Here is a 15,357-nt window from a genome sequence, read left to right as displayed (position 1 = left end):
GAACTTTAATATTTATATTAAAGTTCAATTTATTTTGGAGGAGAAATTATTATGCATCGAGAAAAAAGAATTGCACCTGAAATTGTGACGAATTTAAGAAAAGATATCATTCATGTGCCAAGTGTGATTAGGAATTGTTCAGGCATTAAAATTTATGGAAAACGAATTAAGTCTATTTGTTATTCAACAGATATTGCAATTATTCGTAATATTGATGCAGATGCTGTGATTGCAGTGTATCCATTTACGCCACATCCGACGATAACAAAAGCAATTATCGAATCGGCCGATGTCCCTGTCTTTTCAGGAGTAGGTGGAGGCTTAACCCAAGGAAATCGTTCCGTTAATATGAGCATGTTTGCTGAAGCTAATGGTTCAATCGGTGTTGTTGTGAATGCACCAACACCTAAAGAAACGATTTACGATATTTCTCAGACTATAGATATACCAATCATTGGTACAGTAACCTCAGAATTTACAGATATCGATGAAAAAATTGCTGCAGGTGTTCAGATACTTAATGTTAGTGGTGGAAAACACACAGCGCATATTGTGCGTATGATTCGTGAAAGATATCCGTTATTTCCTATTATGGCAACAGGAGGACCTACTGAGGAATCTATATTAGAAACTATTAAAGCTGGGGCTAATGCGATTACTTATACTCCACCTTCAAACGGGGCACTTTTTAGTAAAAAGATGCAAAACTATCGTGCAGTGGAGAAAGAAGAAAATAATGAAAACGACCTTTTTAATCAATAAAAATAAATTTGTACAAATAAACGTAGATTAACATTTAAATATGAGGGAAATTCGTGTAGAATATAAAAGGTAGATATATCAATAATATAAATTTAGAAGATATTTAGGAGAGAAGAAAATGGAATTAAAAAGACAACAAGAATTTGTACAAACTTACCATTATGATGCGTTACCACAAGACCATTCAGAAGAAACGTCTATTAACGTTAGTTTAAATCCTTTTGAAATAACAGAAGAAATGGCTATTGATCCAGAAAATAATTCACTTTTAGGATTAAGAATTGAATTTAAAATTATACTAGAAAATATTGCAATTAGTGGAGATGTGGCACAATTTGTTCAAACTGTTGGTCGTAAAGTTGAAAAAATAGAGGATCTAACATCTGAGGAAGTGAACGAATTAGTCCATCCTTTATTTGTTCTAATTGAGCGCTTAACGTATGAAGTAACAGAGATTGCACTAGACAAGCCTGGTGTACAACTTAACTTTTCTCAAGAAGGCTAAATTGTCTAAAAAAGTGTTGTTGTATAACAACACTTTTTTAGTTTCATTGTAGTTGAGTTAACGAAAAACGGAGGTAATATAATGGAAAAGGAACAGGGGAAAATTAGTATGCGTTTATTTAAGAAAGAAAAAATAAAGCCCCGTAAAAAGTCTATTATTGTTGTAAATCAACCTATCATAGAAAAGCAATTTATAAATCAATTAGAAGTATTATTTGATCCTGTATTTGCTTATCAGATTAGTCAAAGGCTAACTGTTTTTTTTCAGCGTTGGCATTCTGTATTAGCTATTTACCCAATAAAAAAGGCATTCTATCATATCAATGACATTGGATTTATAAAGTTATACATTTCTTTTGGTGTAAACAACTTATTAGATGATCCTGAAATTAAACATTTTTTTAAAACAGTGCAAGAATTATTAACAGAGCCTTATGCGGCTACTAACTCTTTGGAAACAATTGAACCTGTTTTTCATAAACCCGTGATTAATATTGACACACTTGACCAACAAGACATGATAATAGAAAGCTTACAAGATAAGCTTTTGGAGCAAGACAAAATTGTGAATCAGTGGAGTGAAAACCAAGATAGAGAGCAGAGAGCTCTAATGGAGCAATTAGATTTAATTGAAAAAGAAAATCAGTTATTACAAAAAAATCTAGAGCGAGTTCAACAAAAGAAAACAACTTCTTTTGGTAATGGAGAACGTAAGAATGTTAATCCTCAGGTTGGTTCGTATAATGAGAGACAATCCAATCATAAAAGTGATGATTACAGGCAAAAATTTAATGTCCTTTCAAAAGAATTAGGAGACGCTAATAAGTTAATTAGTGATTTAGAGCAAAATAACACAGTACTAACTTCAACATTAGAAAAAGTGTCAGATAGTAAAAATATATTAGCTGAAAAAGAAGAAAAACAGTCAAAAGAATTAAAGTCATTAAAAGAAAGACTAGTTTCTTTGAAAAATCAAAATAAAGAATTGTCTGAAAATCTTGAACAAGAAAAAATAGAAAAAGATGCACTACGAGAACAACTCCAACAAGACACTAAAGAATTTGAATCAACCATCGCTTATCAAGAACAACAACTCGTTATGGCATCCACAACAGAATTTAAAATGCAAGCAACGATTGATGAATTAACGATTGAAAAAAATGAACAAGTAGTTTTAATACAAGAAATTAAATTTGAAAAAGAATCTGTTCAAAATCAACTAGATAAATTGGCAATGGAAAAAGAAAATATAAGCGAACAACTTGAAGAACAAAAAAGTTCTTACTGGGAGCTTGAGAAAAAGTTAAAAAAATGGATTGATAAAAGTCAATTAGCTGAGTCTAATCTCGAAGAAGAAAGAAATCGTTCAGAAGCGAACCAATCAAGTCTACAAAATGATGTAATTAACTTGCGACAATTGAATCAAAGGCTAGGCGAAGAGAATACCTATTATCAAAATGAGATGAAACGGTTGTTAAAAGAGGTTAATAGATTAAGTGATAGAGTGGCATATTTGCAAAAGTTTGTTGATCAAACGTTGGTTGAAGAACAAGAAGAAGGTATGGATGAGCATTCCAAAACGGTCTTTGATAATATAGAAGACAAACGAAAAAAACGTTATGATGATCAAGGTATATTGAAATTATTTCAAAAAGCAGATGATGCCGAAACAGTTGACGTAAAAGTACCGGTTGAAGAATACCGAGAGTATCGTCTATCATTAAAATTTTTAGAATATCGTTGGTATCAGGCTAATATAATGCAGGTAAATGCAACAGGCGAAAGTGAATTAGCTTGGAGTGAGGTCTATGTGTCAGAATCAGGTGAATTCTTTGAAGAGTTAGAAAATCTTGTTAAGATACCATTACTATCAAAAAAATATGTTATTATGGATAAGGAAGTTTTATTGCGCTTAAAAGCGTATCAAGCGTTATCTGATTATTTAGAGAGACGTTATTTTAAATCAAGTAAGCATTTTTTTGATGGGGAGACGAATGATTAATTATGCCAGACACACAAGTTTTTGAAATTTTAGAAAAAGAATTACCAAATATAAGTAGAAAACAAATTGATACCGTATTGCACTTATTAAGTGAAGGAAATACGGTTCCTTTTATTGCTCGCTATCGTAAAGAACAAACAGGTAGCTTAGATGAGGTAGAAATTCGAGAAATTGAAGAAAGACATGCATATATTGAAGGGTTAGTTAAACGAAAAGAAGAAGTGATTCGTTTAATTAGTGAGCAAGGGAAGCTAACAAAAGAACTCGAGAAGAAAATTCAATCAGCGAAAAAAATGCAACGCGTGGAAGATTTGTATCGACCATTTAAGCAAAAACGACGTACTAAAGCAACCATTGCTAAAGAAAATGGTTTAGAACCGTTCGCCAACTGGTTACTATCTTTTCCTGAAACAGGATCTATTGAAGTAGAGGCTGAAAACTATATAAATAAAGAAAAGAACATTTTAATCATAGAAGACGTGTTATCTGGAGCACATGAGATTATTGCTGAGATAATTAGTGATGAGCCTTCATATCGCGAATGGTTAAGAAATATGACGATGCAAACAGGATTATATACAACCAAAGAGAAAGATAAATCATTGGATGAAAAAAGTGTGTATGAAATGTACTATGATTTTTCAGAGCCAATGAAAAAGATGGTATCACATCGCGTTCTTGCGACAAATCGTGGAGAAAAAGAGGGCGTGTTGAAAGTTGCTATTGAAATTGATAGTAATAGAGTTTTTCAGTATTTTGAACGTCATTTAATAAAAAATGAATCGAGTATTGCCACACCTTATATTCGTTCAGCGTATGAAGATAGCTATAAACGTTTTATTGGTCCTGCAATTGAAAGAGAAATACGCAATGAATTAACAGAAAAAGCTGATGAGCAAGCTATTACAATCTTTGGCGAGAATCTAAAAAATCTATTGTTACAACCTCCTTTAAAAGGAAAAGTAGTGCTTGGGTTTGATCCGGCTTATCGTACGGGTTGTAAATTAGCAATTGTTGATCCAACAGGAAAATTATTAGCCGTTCATGTAATTTATCCACATAAGCCAGCTAATGCACAAAAACGAGCAGCAGCGAAACCAGAATTTATAAAATTATTGGAAGAATATAGGGTTGAGATGGTTGCAATTGGAAATGGAACAGCTAGTCGGGAATCAGAAGCTTTTGTTTCAGAATGTTTGAAAGAGATGAGCGACAGTGTTTATTACGTCATCGTTAATGAAGCCGGTGCGTCAGTTTATTCAGCCAGCGATGTAGCTAGAGAAGAGTTCCCTGATTTACAAGTTGAAGAAAGAAGTGCGGTTAGTATCGGTCGACGATTACAAGATCCGTTAGCAGAGTTAGTAAAAATTGATCCAAAAGCAGTTGGAGTGGGACAATACCAACATGATGTGTCACAAAAACGATTAGGTGAGCAATTGGATTTTGTGGTTGAAATGGTTGTTAACCAAGTGGGTGTTAATGTCAATACGGCAAGTGCGCAATTGTTGCAACACGTTGCTGGGTTAAATAAAACGACAGCTAAAAATATTGTGATTTATCGTGAAGAAAATGGTGAATTTACTAGCCGAACAAGTCTAAAAAAAGTCCCAAGATTGGGGCCAAAAGCTTATGAACAATCAGTTGGATTTTTAAGAATACCAAATGCAAAAAATATTTTAGATACAACTGGTATCCATCCGGAAAGCTATGGCTTAGTTAAACAATTATTATCAGAATTATCAATTGATATATCTAGTATTGGTACAGAAGAAACGAATAGTATTCTGGAAAACGTATTGATTGATAAAATGAGTGAGTCACTTTCAGTAGGTAAAGAGACATTAAAAGATGTGATTAACGCATTAAGACAGCCTGGACGGGATATGCGTGATGATTTAGCAGCGCCTCTTCTAAGAAAAGACATTTTAAAAATGGAAGACTTAAAACCGGGTATGCAACTTGAAGGAACTGTACGAAATGTTGTAGATTTTGGTGCGTTTGTTGATATTGGTGTGAAACAAGATGGGTTAGTACATATTTCAAAATTAAGTCAGTCATATATAAAACATCCGACTGATGTTGTAGCTGTAGGTGATGTGGTGACTGTTTGGATTATGGATGTGGATGTACAAAAACAACGAATTACTCTATCGATGATTGAACCAACGTCAAAATAAGGAGTGACAAAGATGTTAGATGAAGATCTGCAAAAACTAGTGGAAAAAATTTCATTAGACTATTTTAACAAACCATTTAATCATCAAGCGTCATTTAATAAACGATTAAAAACAACTGGTGGGAGATATCATTTATCAACCCACCAGTTAGATTTTAATCCAGCCATTTTAGAAAGTTATGATGAACGTATATTGATAGGTATTATCAAACATGAGCTATGTCATTACCATTTGCATCTAGAAAATAAAGGCTATCAGCATAAAGATAAAGACTTTAAAGAACTATTGAAGCAAGTGAATGGCTTAAGGTTTACTCCACCACTGCGTGAAAAATTACAAAGAAAAAGTTACATGATTGAATGCTGTCAGTGTCATCAACAATTTCAACGAAAAAAACGTTTAAATTTAGTAAACTACCGTTGTCAATGTGGTGGGAAATTAGTCTATTTATCGTAATAAATAAATTTATAGTAGAAAATGACTAGTATTTTATGGTAGAATAACACTACGATTAGCGAGAATGTCGGAATTGGCAGACGAGCAAGACTAAGGATCTTGTGAAGAGTATTCTTCGTGAGGGTTCAAGTCCCTTTTCTCGCATAGTTATAGTATCAGGTCACTAAGATCTGGTACTTTTTTTATATATAGAAAAGGATTGAAACAATTGATAGATATAGGGTTAACGACATTTAAAGAACATGGTAAATTATTAAACAAATCATTTTTAACATTATCAGAGTATGCTTCTTTATTTCCTATTGTTGAAATGAATACATCGTTTTATGGGATAAAATTTCCAACGGTCAGTCAAAAATGGGTGGATGAAACGCCTGATACTTTTTCATTTATCGTAAAGGCATTTAAAGCAATGACTAATCATGCTAAATGTGAAGACTATTATGACACCCAACAATTAATGGATGATGCTTTTAAGTTATTTTTATCACCTTTAGTTGAAAATGGACGACTCTCATCCGTTTTATGTCAATTTCCAAGTTATTTTGTTTGTAATAAACAAAACGTAGAGTACTTAAGAAATTTAAGAACACGATTTAAAGACTATCCTATAGCACTCGAATTTAGAAGTGAGACTTGGTATAGTGAGACCATAAGAAAAGACATGTTGTTATTTATGCGAAACCAAGGTTATACGTTAGTTATTGTTGATGAGCCACAAGTAGCCCGTCGTTCAGTCCCTTTTTTGTCAGAGATTACCACTCCAGGGTATGCTTATATAAGACTACATGGTAGAAATAAGAGATATTGGGCAGAAAAATCAAGTGATTGGCGAAAAAAACGCACACTCTACCGTTATACTGATGAGGAGTTAAAATGGTTAGCAAATGAAGTTAAACAACTTGAGACCAAACAAACTGTAGTGATTTTCAATAATAATTCCGGTGGAGATGCTGGAGAAAATGGTTTGTCTTTGAAAAAATTATTAGGTATAGATTATAAAGGGCTAAATCCAACACAGCTAAATTTATTTTAAAAAACAAAATTGTATGTACGAAAACTCGATACGTTATTTATAAAGTGAGTGTTATCAATAAGTTATTCTAAAAAGAGAGAGACTGTTTACCAGTTTTTCTCTTTTTTTATATGGTAATTTTGCCTTTTTTTATGAGAGCCTTTACTATGTGGGATGTCGATAAGCAGTACCGTATGCGTAAAGGAGTCGTAAATAGTGATAGAGTTGAACCAGGTGAATAAAGAGTATGATGAGTTTAATCTAAATAACATCACCTTAACTATTAATGATGGTGTTATTTATGGAATAGTTGGTGAAAGTGGCTCAGGAAAGTCAACTTTACTCAATATTTTAAATCTAACAACTGAAATAGATGGTGGCAGTTTAAAAATAGATGGTGTGAATTGTAAGGGGTTAAATCGAAAAGAAACAAATCAAATAAAACAAAAAATGGGCATGATTTTTCAAGAATATCACTTGTTGAGCAATTTAAATGTATTAGATAATGTCCATCTCCCCCTTAAACTAAAAGGTGTCAGAGACAAAACTAATTCGCTTTACTGGTTGGAAAAAGTTGGATTATTGGACTATGCGAAGGCTTTTCCTTCACAACTAAGTGGTGGGCAAAAGCAACGAGTCGCCTTGGCAAGAGCGTTAGTGATTAATCCTTCTTATATCTTGCTTGATGAGGCAACAAGTGCACTAGATGATTATAATGCACAGTTAATTTTAGATATTTTAAAAGATGTTCATCAAGAATGCCAACCAACGATTGTTTTTGTGAGCCATGATTTAGATAAAGTAAAATCTTTTTGTCATGAATGCTTAATTTTAGATAAAGGACGTGTTAGTAACATTGTTTCTGTTATTCCTATGAGTGACGAAATGAAGCAAACATCTTATCCGACTAAGGCATATAGGAGGTTGGCTCAATGAAAGCATTAAACGATGCGATGATTTATTTCCCTGAATTAATGATGTCGCTAAAGCAAACCATGTATATGATGGCTATCAGTATGATCTTTGGTTTGATAGTAGGATTAATCATTGGAACAACGTTATTTGTATGTCGGCAAAAGCGGACATGGAAGGAAAAATTACTTTATCATGTAGCATCTAGTTATGTAAACATTATTCGCTCTTTTCCATTTTTATTATTGGTTGTTACTTTAATCCCATTAACTCGTATTATTGTAGGTACTGGATTTGGACCAAAATCAGCTTCTGTATCGTTAAGTATTGTTGCCATTGCAATTTTTGGTAGACTTTGCGAGCAAGTATTTCTAGATATCCCTCAAAGTGTGCTAAATTTGGCTAATTCATTGGGTATTTCCAGATGGCAATCTATCTATCATTTTTTATGGCTTGAAGCTAGAAGTGGCTTGGTATTAAGTGCAACATCGATGTTAATTAGTTTGGTATCTTATTCGACAGTAATGGGGGTAGTCGGTGGCGGAGGGATTGGAGACTTCGCGATACGATACGGCTATCAACGTTATGAATATACGGTCATGATGATTGCTATTGTCATAATGATTTTACTTGTTGGATGTATCCAATTAATTGGATATAAAATAGCAAAAAAATTAGATAAAAGGACGTTGCCGTAATGAAAAAAAGTATAAAATTTATGATGTTATTAGGTTTGACATTAGGGTTAGTAGCATGTGGAAAAGTAGAAGAGGGTAAAAAAGAAGAAACACCCAAAGAAGACAAAGTGATTAAGGTAGCTTCTCAAGCCCCACCAATGACAGATATTGTTATTGTGGCAAAAGAAGAGGCGAAAAAAGATGGTTGGGATGTTGAACTTGTCCAAGTCACTGATAATATTCAATACAATGAAATGTTAAAAAGTAAAGAAGTTGATGCTAACTTTGCACAACATAAACCATATATGATGAAATTTAATAAAGAAAAAGATGCTCAATTAGTTGCCATTCAACCAATATATAATGCCAAAGTAGGGTACTACTCAAAAGACTATAAATTGGTAGATGAGATTCCAGACAAAGCAAAAATTGCGATCCCAAGTGATGTGTCTAATGAAGGTCGTGCGTTAGCTATCTTAAATGAGCAAGGATTAATCACATTAAAAGAAGGTGTGGGATTTAACGGCACACTAAAAGATATTGAAAAAAATCCAAAAGAATTAGAATTTTTATCGGTAGATTTGTTAAATTTAGCAGAAGCATATAATGAAAAAGATGTAGCGATGGTATATAACTATCCAGCATATATTGCTAAAATTGGCTTAACTCCCGAAGATGCTATTTTATTGGAAAATACGGTAGATGAACGATTTGCTATTTCGTTAGTCGCTAGAGAAGATAATGAATCATCTGAAAAGATTAAAGCATTAAAAAAAGCAATGACAAGTCAAGCTGTTAAAGACTACATTGAAAAAGAGCACAGCAAAACAGCTATTCCAGCATTTTAAAAAAGACGCCTGATTGACTTCAGGTGCCTTTTTTAGTTATTCTACAGTGCGCTATTGAGGTTAAGTTATATGTTTTTGAAATTTAGCACAACAGAACTTAGTAGAGAGAATAACAAAAAATAAATTTGCTTGATGAAATTTACTTTTTGTTTGCTAAAGCTTAAACAGATAAGTTATACTAATAGAGGTACAATCTTCATTAGTTTAGGCTGTGAAAGTTAAAAAATGACTTTTTTAGAATAAACTAGTGATAGAAAGTAGCGAATGTGCTATAATCTTTCTTAGATGTAAATTTTCTAATATATTGATCAATTGTATGAAAAAGAGGTTTTAAGTGTACTATAAATAGACATTTTTCCTCGTATTTCTGGTGAGTCGAAAGGGTAGTGGTCACAAACATATATGGAGGAAATTTCATGAATACTAAAACCTGGTTGTGGGTATTACTTATAGTAATTATCCTAGCAGTAGCTGCTTACTTAGCTGCTTTCTTTATGAAACGCAGAAACCAAGATAAATTGGAGGAATTAGAACAGCGTAAAATCGCGCTATTTGATTTACCAGTTCTTGAAGAAGTTGATGAAGTAAAGAAAATGCATTTAGTAGGCCAAAGCCAAAACACATTTAGGGAATGGAACCAAAAGTGGGTTGATATATCTACCATATCTTTCGCTGAACTAGAAAGCCTAATTTTTGAAATTGAAAATTTAAATGAGACATACCGATTAATGAAGGTTAAAGAAGCCATTGTAGAAGCTAATGAAACATTAGATGGGATGGAAAAAGAAGTAGAAGAAATCCGTCAGGGGCTAAAAGAATTACGTGAAAGTGAAGAACGAAATTCTGAGGCCGTGCAAAAAGCACTAGATGCTTATGAATCAATTAGTGACACAGTTTCTGAAAACTCTGAAAAATATGGTATTTCTTATAGTGAACTTGAAAAACAAATTCAAAATGTTGAACGCGATTTTACTCAATTTGTTGCATTAAATACAGCTGGAGACCCTATGGAAGCTCGAACTGTTTTAGAAAATGCTGAAAAGAGAACATATGAGATACAAGAAATTGTTGAGCAGATTCCTCCTTTAGTTGATACATTAACAAATGTATTTCCAAAACAATTAAAGGAAATTAAAGAAGGCTATGAAACATTACAAAAAGACCACTATGTATTTGAAAATGATGTGGTTGCAGTCAATGTTGAAAAACTTGAAACAAAAGTAGAATCAACATTGTCTAATTTAGAAAAATTAGAAATTGAAAATGTTTCGAAATTAAATACTGAAATTGCTAAAGAAATTGATCATTTATATGACATCATGGAAAAAGAAATTTCTTCAAGAGTTTATGTAAATGACCATAAAGCAAAATTAACCAGCCTATTAGAACATGCCGATAAAAACAATCATTTATTAATGATTGAATTGGATCACGTCTCTCAAAGTTATATTTTAAATAACAATGAATTGGGAAGTGTCAGAGGCTTCCAAGCTCAGATGGAAGAAATACAAAAAGAATTTGACGAAACTGAAGAAAAAATGAAAAATAAAGAAGCAATCTTCTCACAAGTAGCTTCTTTTTACCGCGAGAGTCTAGCCCAATTAAAAGATATCGAAAATGGGCAAGTTGAGATTAGCCGTTCTATTAAGGATTTTGCTCCTAGAGAACGTAAGGCAATCGAAAAAATTGATGACTATGAATTAGAATTGCGTATGTTAAAACGTTATGTTGAAAAACAACGCTTACCTGGAATCCCAAGTAGTTACTTAGAATTTTTCTTTGTAACTGGAGAACGAATCGAAGAACTAAGCCAAGAGCTTAATAAAATTAGAATAGATATGAATCATATCGATCACTTAGTTGCTGTTTGTGATGAAGACATGCGCACGCTTCGTGAAAAAACGAATGAGTTGATTGATAGTTCGACATTAACAGAACAAATGATTCAGTACGCTAACCGTTTCCGTTTCTCTCATCCAGATATAAAACACGCAATTGATCGCAGTTTGAGTCTATTCTCAAGAGAGCATCAATACAAAGATGCTTTAGATGTTATTTCTGAGGCGATTGAACGAATCGAACCAGGAGCAACAGAACGTATTAGAAAATATTATTTTGATAATAAAGACACAACAATCTAAGAGTGTTAAAATTCCAAGAAAGCATACGTTGTTTTCTTGGTTTTTTTTATGGTTAAATTACTTAGTTGATGATTTAAAACTAGCACGTTATAATGAGTAGTGAATTTTTAGGAAAGAGTGACGATATGATATATTTTGATAATAGTGCAACAACGATGATTCATCCACAAGTACTCGATACGTACAACAAAGTAAGTCAACGTTTTATTGGCAACCCCTCTAGTTTACATCGTTTGGGACAACAATCTTCTGTTTTACTTGAAAAGTCACGACAACAAATAGCAGAAATTTTAGGTGTTGATGCGACAGAAATCTTTTTTACAAGTGGAGGAACTGAAGGAAATAACTGGGTATTAAAAGGAACAGCGATTGAAAAGCGTCCATTTGGCAATCACGTGATTGTGTCGAGCGTGGAACACCCATCAGTAACAAATACAGCAAAACAATTGCAAGAATTGGGGTTTGATGTTTCTTTTTGTCCCGTTACTAAAGACGGATTAATTGATGTGACAGAATTAGAAAAATTAGTGACGGACAACACGATTTTGATTTCAACTGTCGCTGTTAATAGTGAGGTTGGCATGCTTCAATCCATTGAAGAAATAAGTTTGATGCTAAAAAAATATCCATCGATTCATTATCATGTTGATGCTGTTCAAGCGATAACAAAAATTCCTGTCGAAAAATATTTAACAAAACGTGTTGATTTTGTCACGTTTTCCGCGCATAAATTTCAAGGACCTAGGGGCGTTGGATTTATTTACTGGCGTAATGGCGCTAAGCTTTCTCCACTATTAACAGGTGGTGGTCAGGAACATAATAAAAGAAGTGGTACTGAAAATACGCCAGCAATTGTAGCCATGGCAAAAGCATTGCGTTTAGCAACAGATGAACAATCTAGAAAAGAATCAGCTGTTAGACATCTCAAAGAGTCATTAGCTAAAGGATTACAACAATATGAACACGTAACAATATTTTCTTCTTTAGACGAAGAATCATCAGCACCACATATCTTAACATTTGGTCTAAAAGGAGTACGTGGTGAGGTGTTAGTTCATGCATTGGAAGAAAAAGATATCTACATATCAACAACGAGTGCTTGTTCTAGTAAACAAAAAACAGATAGTAGCACACTTCATGCGATGGGAGTCACACATCAATATGCAGAAACAGCTGTCAGAGTCAGTTTGAATCATCAAAACACAATGGCTGAAGTGGAACAATTTTTAATTATATTTAATCAATTATATAAAAAGTTTTCTAAAATATATTCGTAAGAGGGGACCTCAATGAAAGCAACAGAAATTATGATTCGTTATGGCGAATTATCAACTAAAGGAAAAAACAGACGCCTATTCATTAATCAACTAGCTTACAACGTGAAACAAAGTCTTCATGCATACCCTAATGTAAAGGTTAGAGCAGATAGAGATAGGATGCATCTAATTTTAAATGGTGAGAATGACCGTTTAGTGATGGAGCAGCTAAAACCAATTTTTGGTATTCAAAGTTTTTCGCCTGTTGTGCGTGTTGAAAAAGAGACAGAATTAATTTGTCAAACAGCAGTCGAGATGGTAAAAGATATTTGGGAACCAGGAAAAACCTTTAAAGTACAAAGTAGACGTTCAGATAAAGGCTTTATTTGGGATAGCAATGATATTAACAAAGAAGTAGGAGCAGCCATTTTTCATGGGATAGAAGGTATTGAAGTAAAAATGGTTCAACCAGATATTCGTATGGAAGTCGAGGTGCGTAATGAGGCAGCCTACTTATCCTGTGAGACGATATTTGGGGCAGCTGGTTTACCAGTTGGTTCAAGTGGTAAAGGCATGTTAATGCTCTCAGGTGGAATTGATTCGCCCGTTGCTGGTTATTTGGCGATGAAGCGTGGTGTTGAAATTGAAGCGGTCCATTTTTATAGTCCACCTTATACGAGTGAGCAATCATTGAATAAAGCAAAAGACTTAGCAGTAAAATTAACGCCATATGTTGGAAAAATTCAATTTATCACGGTGCCATTTACTGAAATACAAGAAGAAATTAAACGAAGTGTTCCACAAGGGTACTGGATGACTGTCACTAGACGTTTTATGTTGCGATTAACGGATGAGATTAGAAATCTAAGACACGGGTTAGCAATTGTTAACGGGGAGTCATTAGGTCAAGTTGCTTCTCAAACAATGTACAGTATGCTAGCAATAAATGACGTGACGACCACGCCAATTATTCGTCCAGTCATTACGTTAGATAAATCAGAAATAATAGAAATCGCAGAAAAAATTGACACGTTCACTTTAGCCACACTACCGTTTGAAGATTGTTGTACAATTTTTGCTCCACCAGAGCCAAAAACAAAACCAAAAGTGGATAAAGTTCGTCAATACGAAGAAAGATTAGACATTGATGGACTCATCAGTAGAGCAATAGAATCTATACAAATAGAAGAAATAAAATCAACTGACTCATTTTTACAATCAAGTACACAAGAGATGGATGACTTATTTTAATAATAAAAAAGAAGTGGATATGATTCCACTTCTTTTTTGATATTATACCCATTCACCATTTCTAAAAACAGGAACATGCGTCCCATCTTTTTTGATACCATCGATATTCATTTTATCTGATCCGACCATGAAGTCAACGTGCGTTTGACTACGATTTAAACCAGCTTTTGCTAATTCTTCTTCGGTCATTTCAGTCCCACCTTTAATATTAAAGGCATAAGCGCTACCTAAAGCTAAATGATTTGATGCATTTTCATCAAATAATGTGTTAAAGAAAGTAATGCCAGATTGAGAGATAGGAGAACTATCTGGTACAAGAGCCACTTCACCTAAGCTTTTCGCCCCTTCATCAGTTTCAAGTAATTTTTTAAGAACCTCTTCACCCTTTTCAGCTGTTACATCAACCACTCTTCCATCTTTAAAGGTAAATACCATGTTTTCAATCGTATTTCCAGCATAACTTAAAGGTTTTGTGCTTGATACAACACCATCGATACGACGACAGTCAGGAGCAGTAAATACTTCTTCAGTCGGCATGTTTGCCATAAAACGTTCCCCACGAGCATTTTTACTTCCCGCGCCTTCCCAATGATGATGTTCTGGCAATCCAATTACTAAATCAGTTCCAGGTGCTGTATAATGAAGTGCATCAAATTGTTGAGCATTTAATTCTGCAGCTTTTGTTTCAAGTGTTTCATCATGTTTGTGCCATGCAGCAATTGGGTCTTCTTCATACATACGGCAGGCTTTGAATATTGCTTCCCATAGCGCATCAACCTGTTCTTCATTAGAAGATAATTCTGGAAAGACTTTTTTTGCCCAGTCGCTACCAGCAGCAGCAACAACAGTCCAACTTAATTTGTTTGCTTGAGTGGCTTGTCTTAAAGGCATCATTGCTTTTCCATTCACTGATTGGAATGTTGCCAAACGCTCACCATCAACCCCTGTAAAAGCATCAGGATTTTGAGAAATAACACTAATTCGGCTAGCGCCTTTTTCAACCCAGTCATTGGCTTCATCTATTTTATATTCAGGGACTGTAGAAATCACTTCATCATCAGCGTGTAAGAAAAATTCGCGATTCACTGTGTCATCAGACCATTGAACAACAACTTGTTTTGCTCCTAATTTATAAGCTTCTTTTACAATATAACGAGCAAGTGTGGCTTGTTCTACTTGTATATTCAATACAACAGTGTGGGAATTCGATACATTAACTCCCACTTTAGTAATTAATTCCGCATATTTTTGTAATAAATTATCAAAATTTTTTAATGCCATAATATCATCCTTCCAATTTGTATAATAACAATATCTTAGCATAGGATAATACCTATAACAAACCAAATAATTAAT

Annotated in this window: 13 protein-coding genes and 1 tRNA gene; 13 read left to right on the top strand and 1 reads right to left on the bottom strand. The window is 33.7% G+C overall.

Annotated elements, in window-relative coordinates; all coding sequences use genetic code 11:
* Positions 1-51 precede the first annotated feature (51 nt).
* The 13 genes from JNUCC83_RS07310 (at position 52) to thiI (ending at position 14,001) form a co-directional block, all read left to right on the top strand.
* Positions 52-762 carry a beta/alpha barrel domain-containing protein gene (locus tag JNUCC83_RS07310; protein WP_454459399.1) on the top strand — a complete coding sequence of 237 codons (711 nt, stop codon included), beginning with the start codon at positions 52-54 and terminating at the stop codon, positions 760-762.
* Between the two features lie 118 nt (positions 763-880).
* Positions 881-1,267, top strand: a complete 387-nt coding sequence (locus JNUCC83_RS07305) for a DUF1149 family protein (RefSeq protein ID WP_454459398.1) — start codon at positions 881-883, stop codon at positions 1,265-1,267.
* A gap of 81 nt (positions 1,268-1,348) precedes the next feature.
* A complete protein-coding gene (locus JNUCC83_RS07300) occupies positions 1,349-3,268 on the top strand; it encodes a coiled-coil domain-containing protein (protein WP_454459397.1) in 1,920 nt (639 codons plus the stop codon).
* Positions 3,269-3,270: 2 nt separating this feature from the next.
* Complete coding sequence (locus tag JNUCC83_RS07295; RefSeq protein WP_454459396.1) at positions 3,271-5,445, top strand: Tex family protein; 2,175 nt, start codon at positions 3,271-3,273, stop codon at positions 5,443-5,445.
* A 12-nt stretch (positions 5,446-5,457) separates the two neighbouring features.
* On the top strand, positions 5,458-5,901 hold the full coding sequence (locus JNUCC83_RS07290; RefSeq protein WP_454459395.1) for a SprT family protein: 444 nt from the start codon (positions 5,458-5,460) through the stop codon (positions 5,899-5,901).
* Between the two features lie 58 nt (positions 5,902-5,959).
* A tRNA-Leu gene (locus JNUCC83_RS07285) sits at positions 5,960-6,045 on the top strand.
* Positions 6,046-6,109: 64 nt separating this feature from the next.
* Positions 6,110-6,937, top strand: a complete 828-nt coding sequence (locus JNUCC83_RS07280) for a DUF72 domain-containing protein (RefSeq protein ID WP_454459394.1) — start codon at positions 6,110-6,112, stop codon at positions 6,935-6,937.
* 195 nt (positions 6,938-7,132) lie between these two features.
* Positions 7,133-7,852 (top strand): ATP-binding cassette domain-containing protein, encoded by a 720-nt coding sequence (locus JNUCC83_RS07275; RefSeq protein ID WP_454459393.1) that lies wholly within the window; start codon positions 7,133-7,135, stop codon positions 7,850-7,852.
* Positions 7,849-8,526 carry a methionine ABC transporter permease gene (locus JNUCC83_RS07270; RefSeq protein ID WP_454459392.1) on the top strand — a complete coding sequence of 226 codons (678 nt, stop codon included), beginning with the start codon at positions 7,849-7,851 and terminating at the stop codon, positions 8,524-8,526. The genes JNUCC83_RS07275 and JNUCC83_RS07270 overlap by 4 nt, the downstream gene beginning before the upstream one ends.
* A complete protein-coding gene (locus tag JNUCC83_RS07265; RefSeq protein WP_454459391.1) occupies positions 8,526-9,353 on the top strand; it encodes a MetQ/NlpA family ABC transporter substrate-binding protein in 828 nt (275 codons plus the stop codon). The genes JNUCC83_RS07270 and JNUCC83_RS07265 overlap by 1 nt, the downstream gene beginning before the upstream one ends.
* Before the next feature lie 416 nt (positions 9,354-9,769).
* Positions 9,770-11,494 (top strand): septation ring formation regulator EzrA, encoded by a 1,725-nt coding sequence (locus JNUCC83_RS07260; RefSeq protein WP_454459390.1) that lies wholly within the window; start codon positions 9,770-9,772, stop codon positions 11,492-11,494.
* A gap of 125 nt (positions 11,495-11,619) precedes the next feature.
* Complete coding sequence (locus JNUCC83_RS07255) at positions 11,620-12,771, top strand: cysteine desulfurase family protein (protein WP_454459389.1); 1,152 nt, start codon at positions 11,620-11,622, stop codon at positions 12,769-12,771.
* 12 nt (positions 12,772-12,783) lie between these two features.
* Positions 12,784-14,001, top strand: a complete 1,218-nt coding sequence (gene thiI, locus JNUCC83_RS07250) for a tRNA uracil 4-sulfurtransferase ThiI (RefSeq protein ID WP_454459388.1) — start codon at positions 12,784-12,786, stop codon at positions 13,999-14,001.
* Between the two features lie 42 nt (positions 14,002-14,043).
* Here thiI and JNUCC83_RS07245 read toward each other — a convergent pair whose 3' ends face one another.
* Entirely contained in the window at positions 14,044-15,282 is a 1,239-nt protein-coding gene (locus JNUCC83_RS07245; protein WP_454459387.1) for an aminopeptidase, read from the bottom strand.
* Positions 15,283-15,357: the final 75 nt, after the last annotated feature.

It is taken from the genome of Vagococcus sp. JNUCC 83 (assembly GCF_053667615.1).
The sequence above is the reverse complement of the archived record's forward strand: the minus strand, read 5'-3'. Positions and strand labels throughout refer to the sequence as shown.

What these genes read in the sequence shown, in the direction of transcription:
- JNUCC83_RS07310 (WP_454459399.1), top strand. Translation starts at nt 52, where the DNA reads ATGCATCGAGAAAAAAGAATTGCACCTGAAATTGTGACGAATTTAAGA.
- JNUCC83_RS07305 (WP_454459398.1), top strand. Translation starts at nt 881, where the DNA reads ATGGAATTAAAAAGACAACAAGAATTTGTACAAACTTACCATTATGAT.
- JNUCC83_RS07300 (WP_454459397.1), top strand. Translation starts at nt 1,349, where the DNA reads ATGGAAAAGGAACAGGGGAAAATTAGTATGCGTTTATTTAAGAAAGAA.
- JNUCC83_RS07295 (WP_454459396.1), top strand. Translation starts at nt 3,271, where the DNA reads ATGCCAGACACACAAGTTTTTGAAATTTTAGAAAAAGAATTACCAAAT.
- JNUCC83_RS07290 (WP_454459395.1), top strand. Translation starts at nt 5,458, where the DNA reads ATGTTAGATGAAGATCTGCAAAAACTAGTGGAAAAAATTTCATTAGAC.
- JNUCC83_RS07270 (WP_454459392.1), top strand. Translation starts at nt 7,849, where the DNA reads ATGAAAGCATTAAACGATGCGATGATTTATTTCCCTGAATTAATGATG.
- JNUCC83_RS07265 (WP_454459391.1), top strand. Translation starts at nt 8,526, where the DNA reads ATGAAAAAAAGTATAAAATTTATGATGTTATTAGGTTTGACATTAGGG.
- JNUCC83_RS07260 (WP_454459390.1), top strand. Translation starts at nt 9,770, where the DNA reads ATGAATACTAAAACCTGGTTGTGGGTATTACTTATAGTAATTATCCTA.
- JNUCC83_RS07255 (WP_454459389.1), top strand. Translation starts at nt 11,620, where the DNA reads ATGATATATTTTGATAATAGTGCAACAACGATGATTCATCCACAAGTA.
- thiI (WP_454459388.1), top strand. Translation starts at nt 12,784, where the DNA reads ATGAAAGCAACAGAAATTATGATTCGTTATGGCGAATTATCAACTAAA.
- JNUCC83_RS07245 (WP_454459387.1), bottom strand. Translation starts at nt 15,282, where the DNA reads ATGGCATTAAAAAATTTTGATAATTTATTACAAAAATATGCGGAATTA.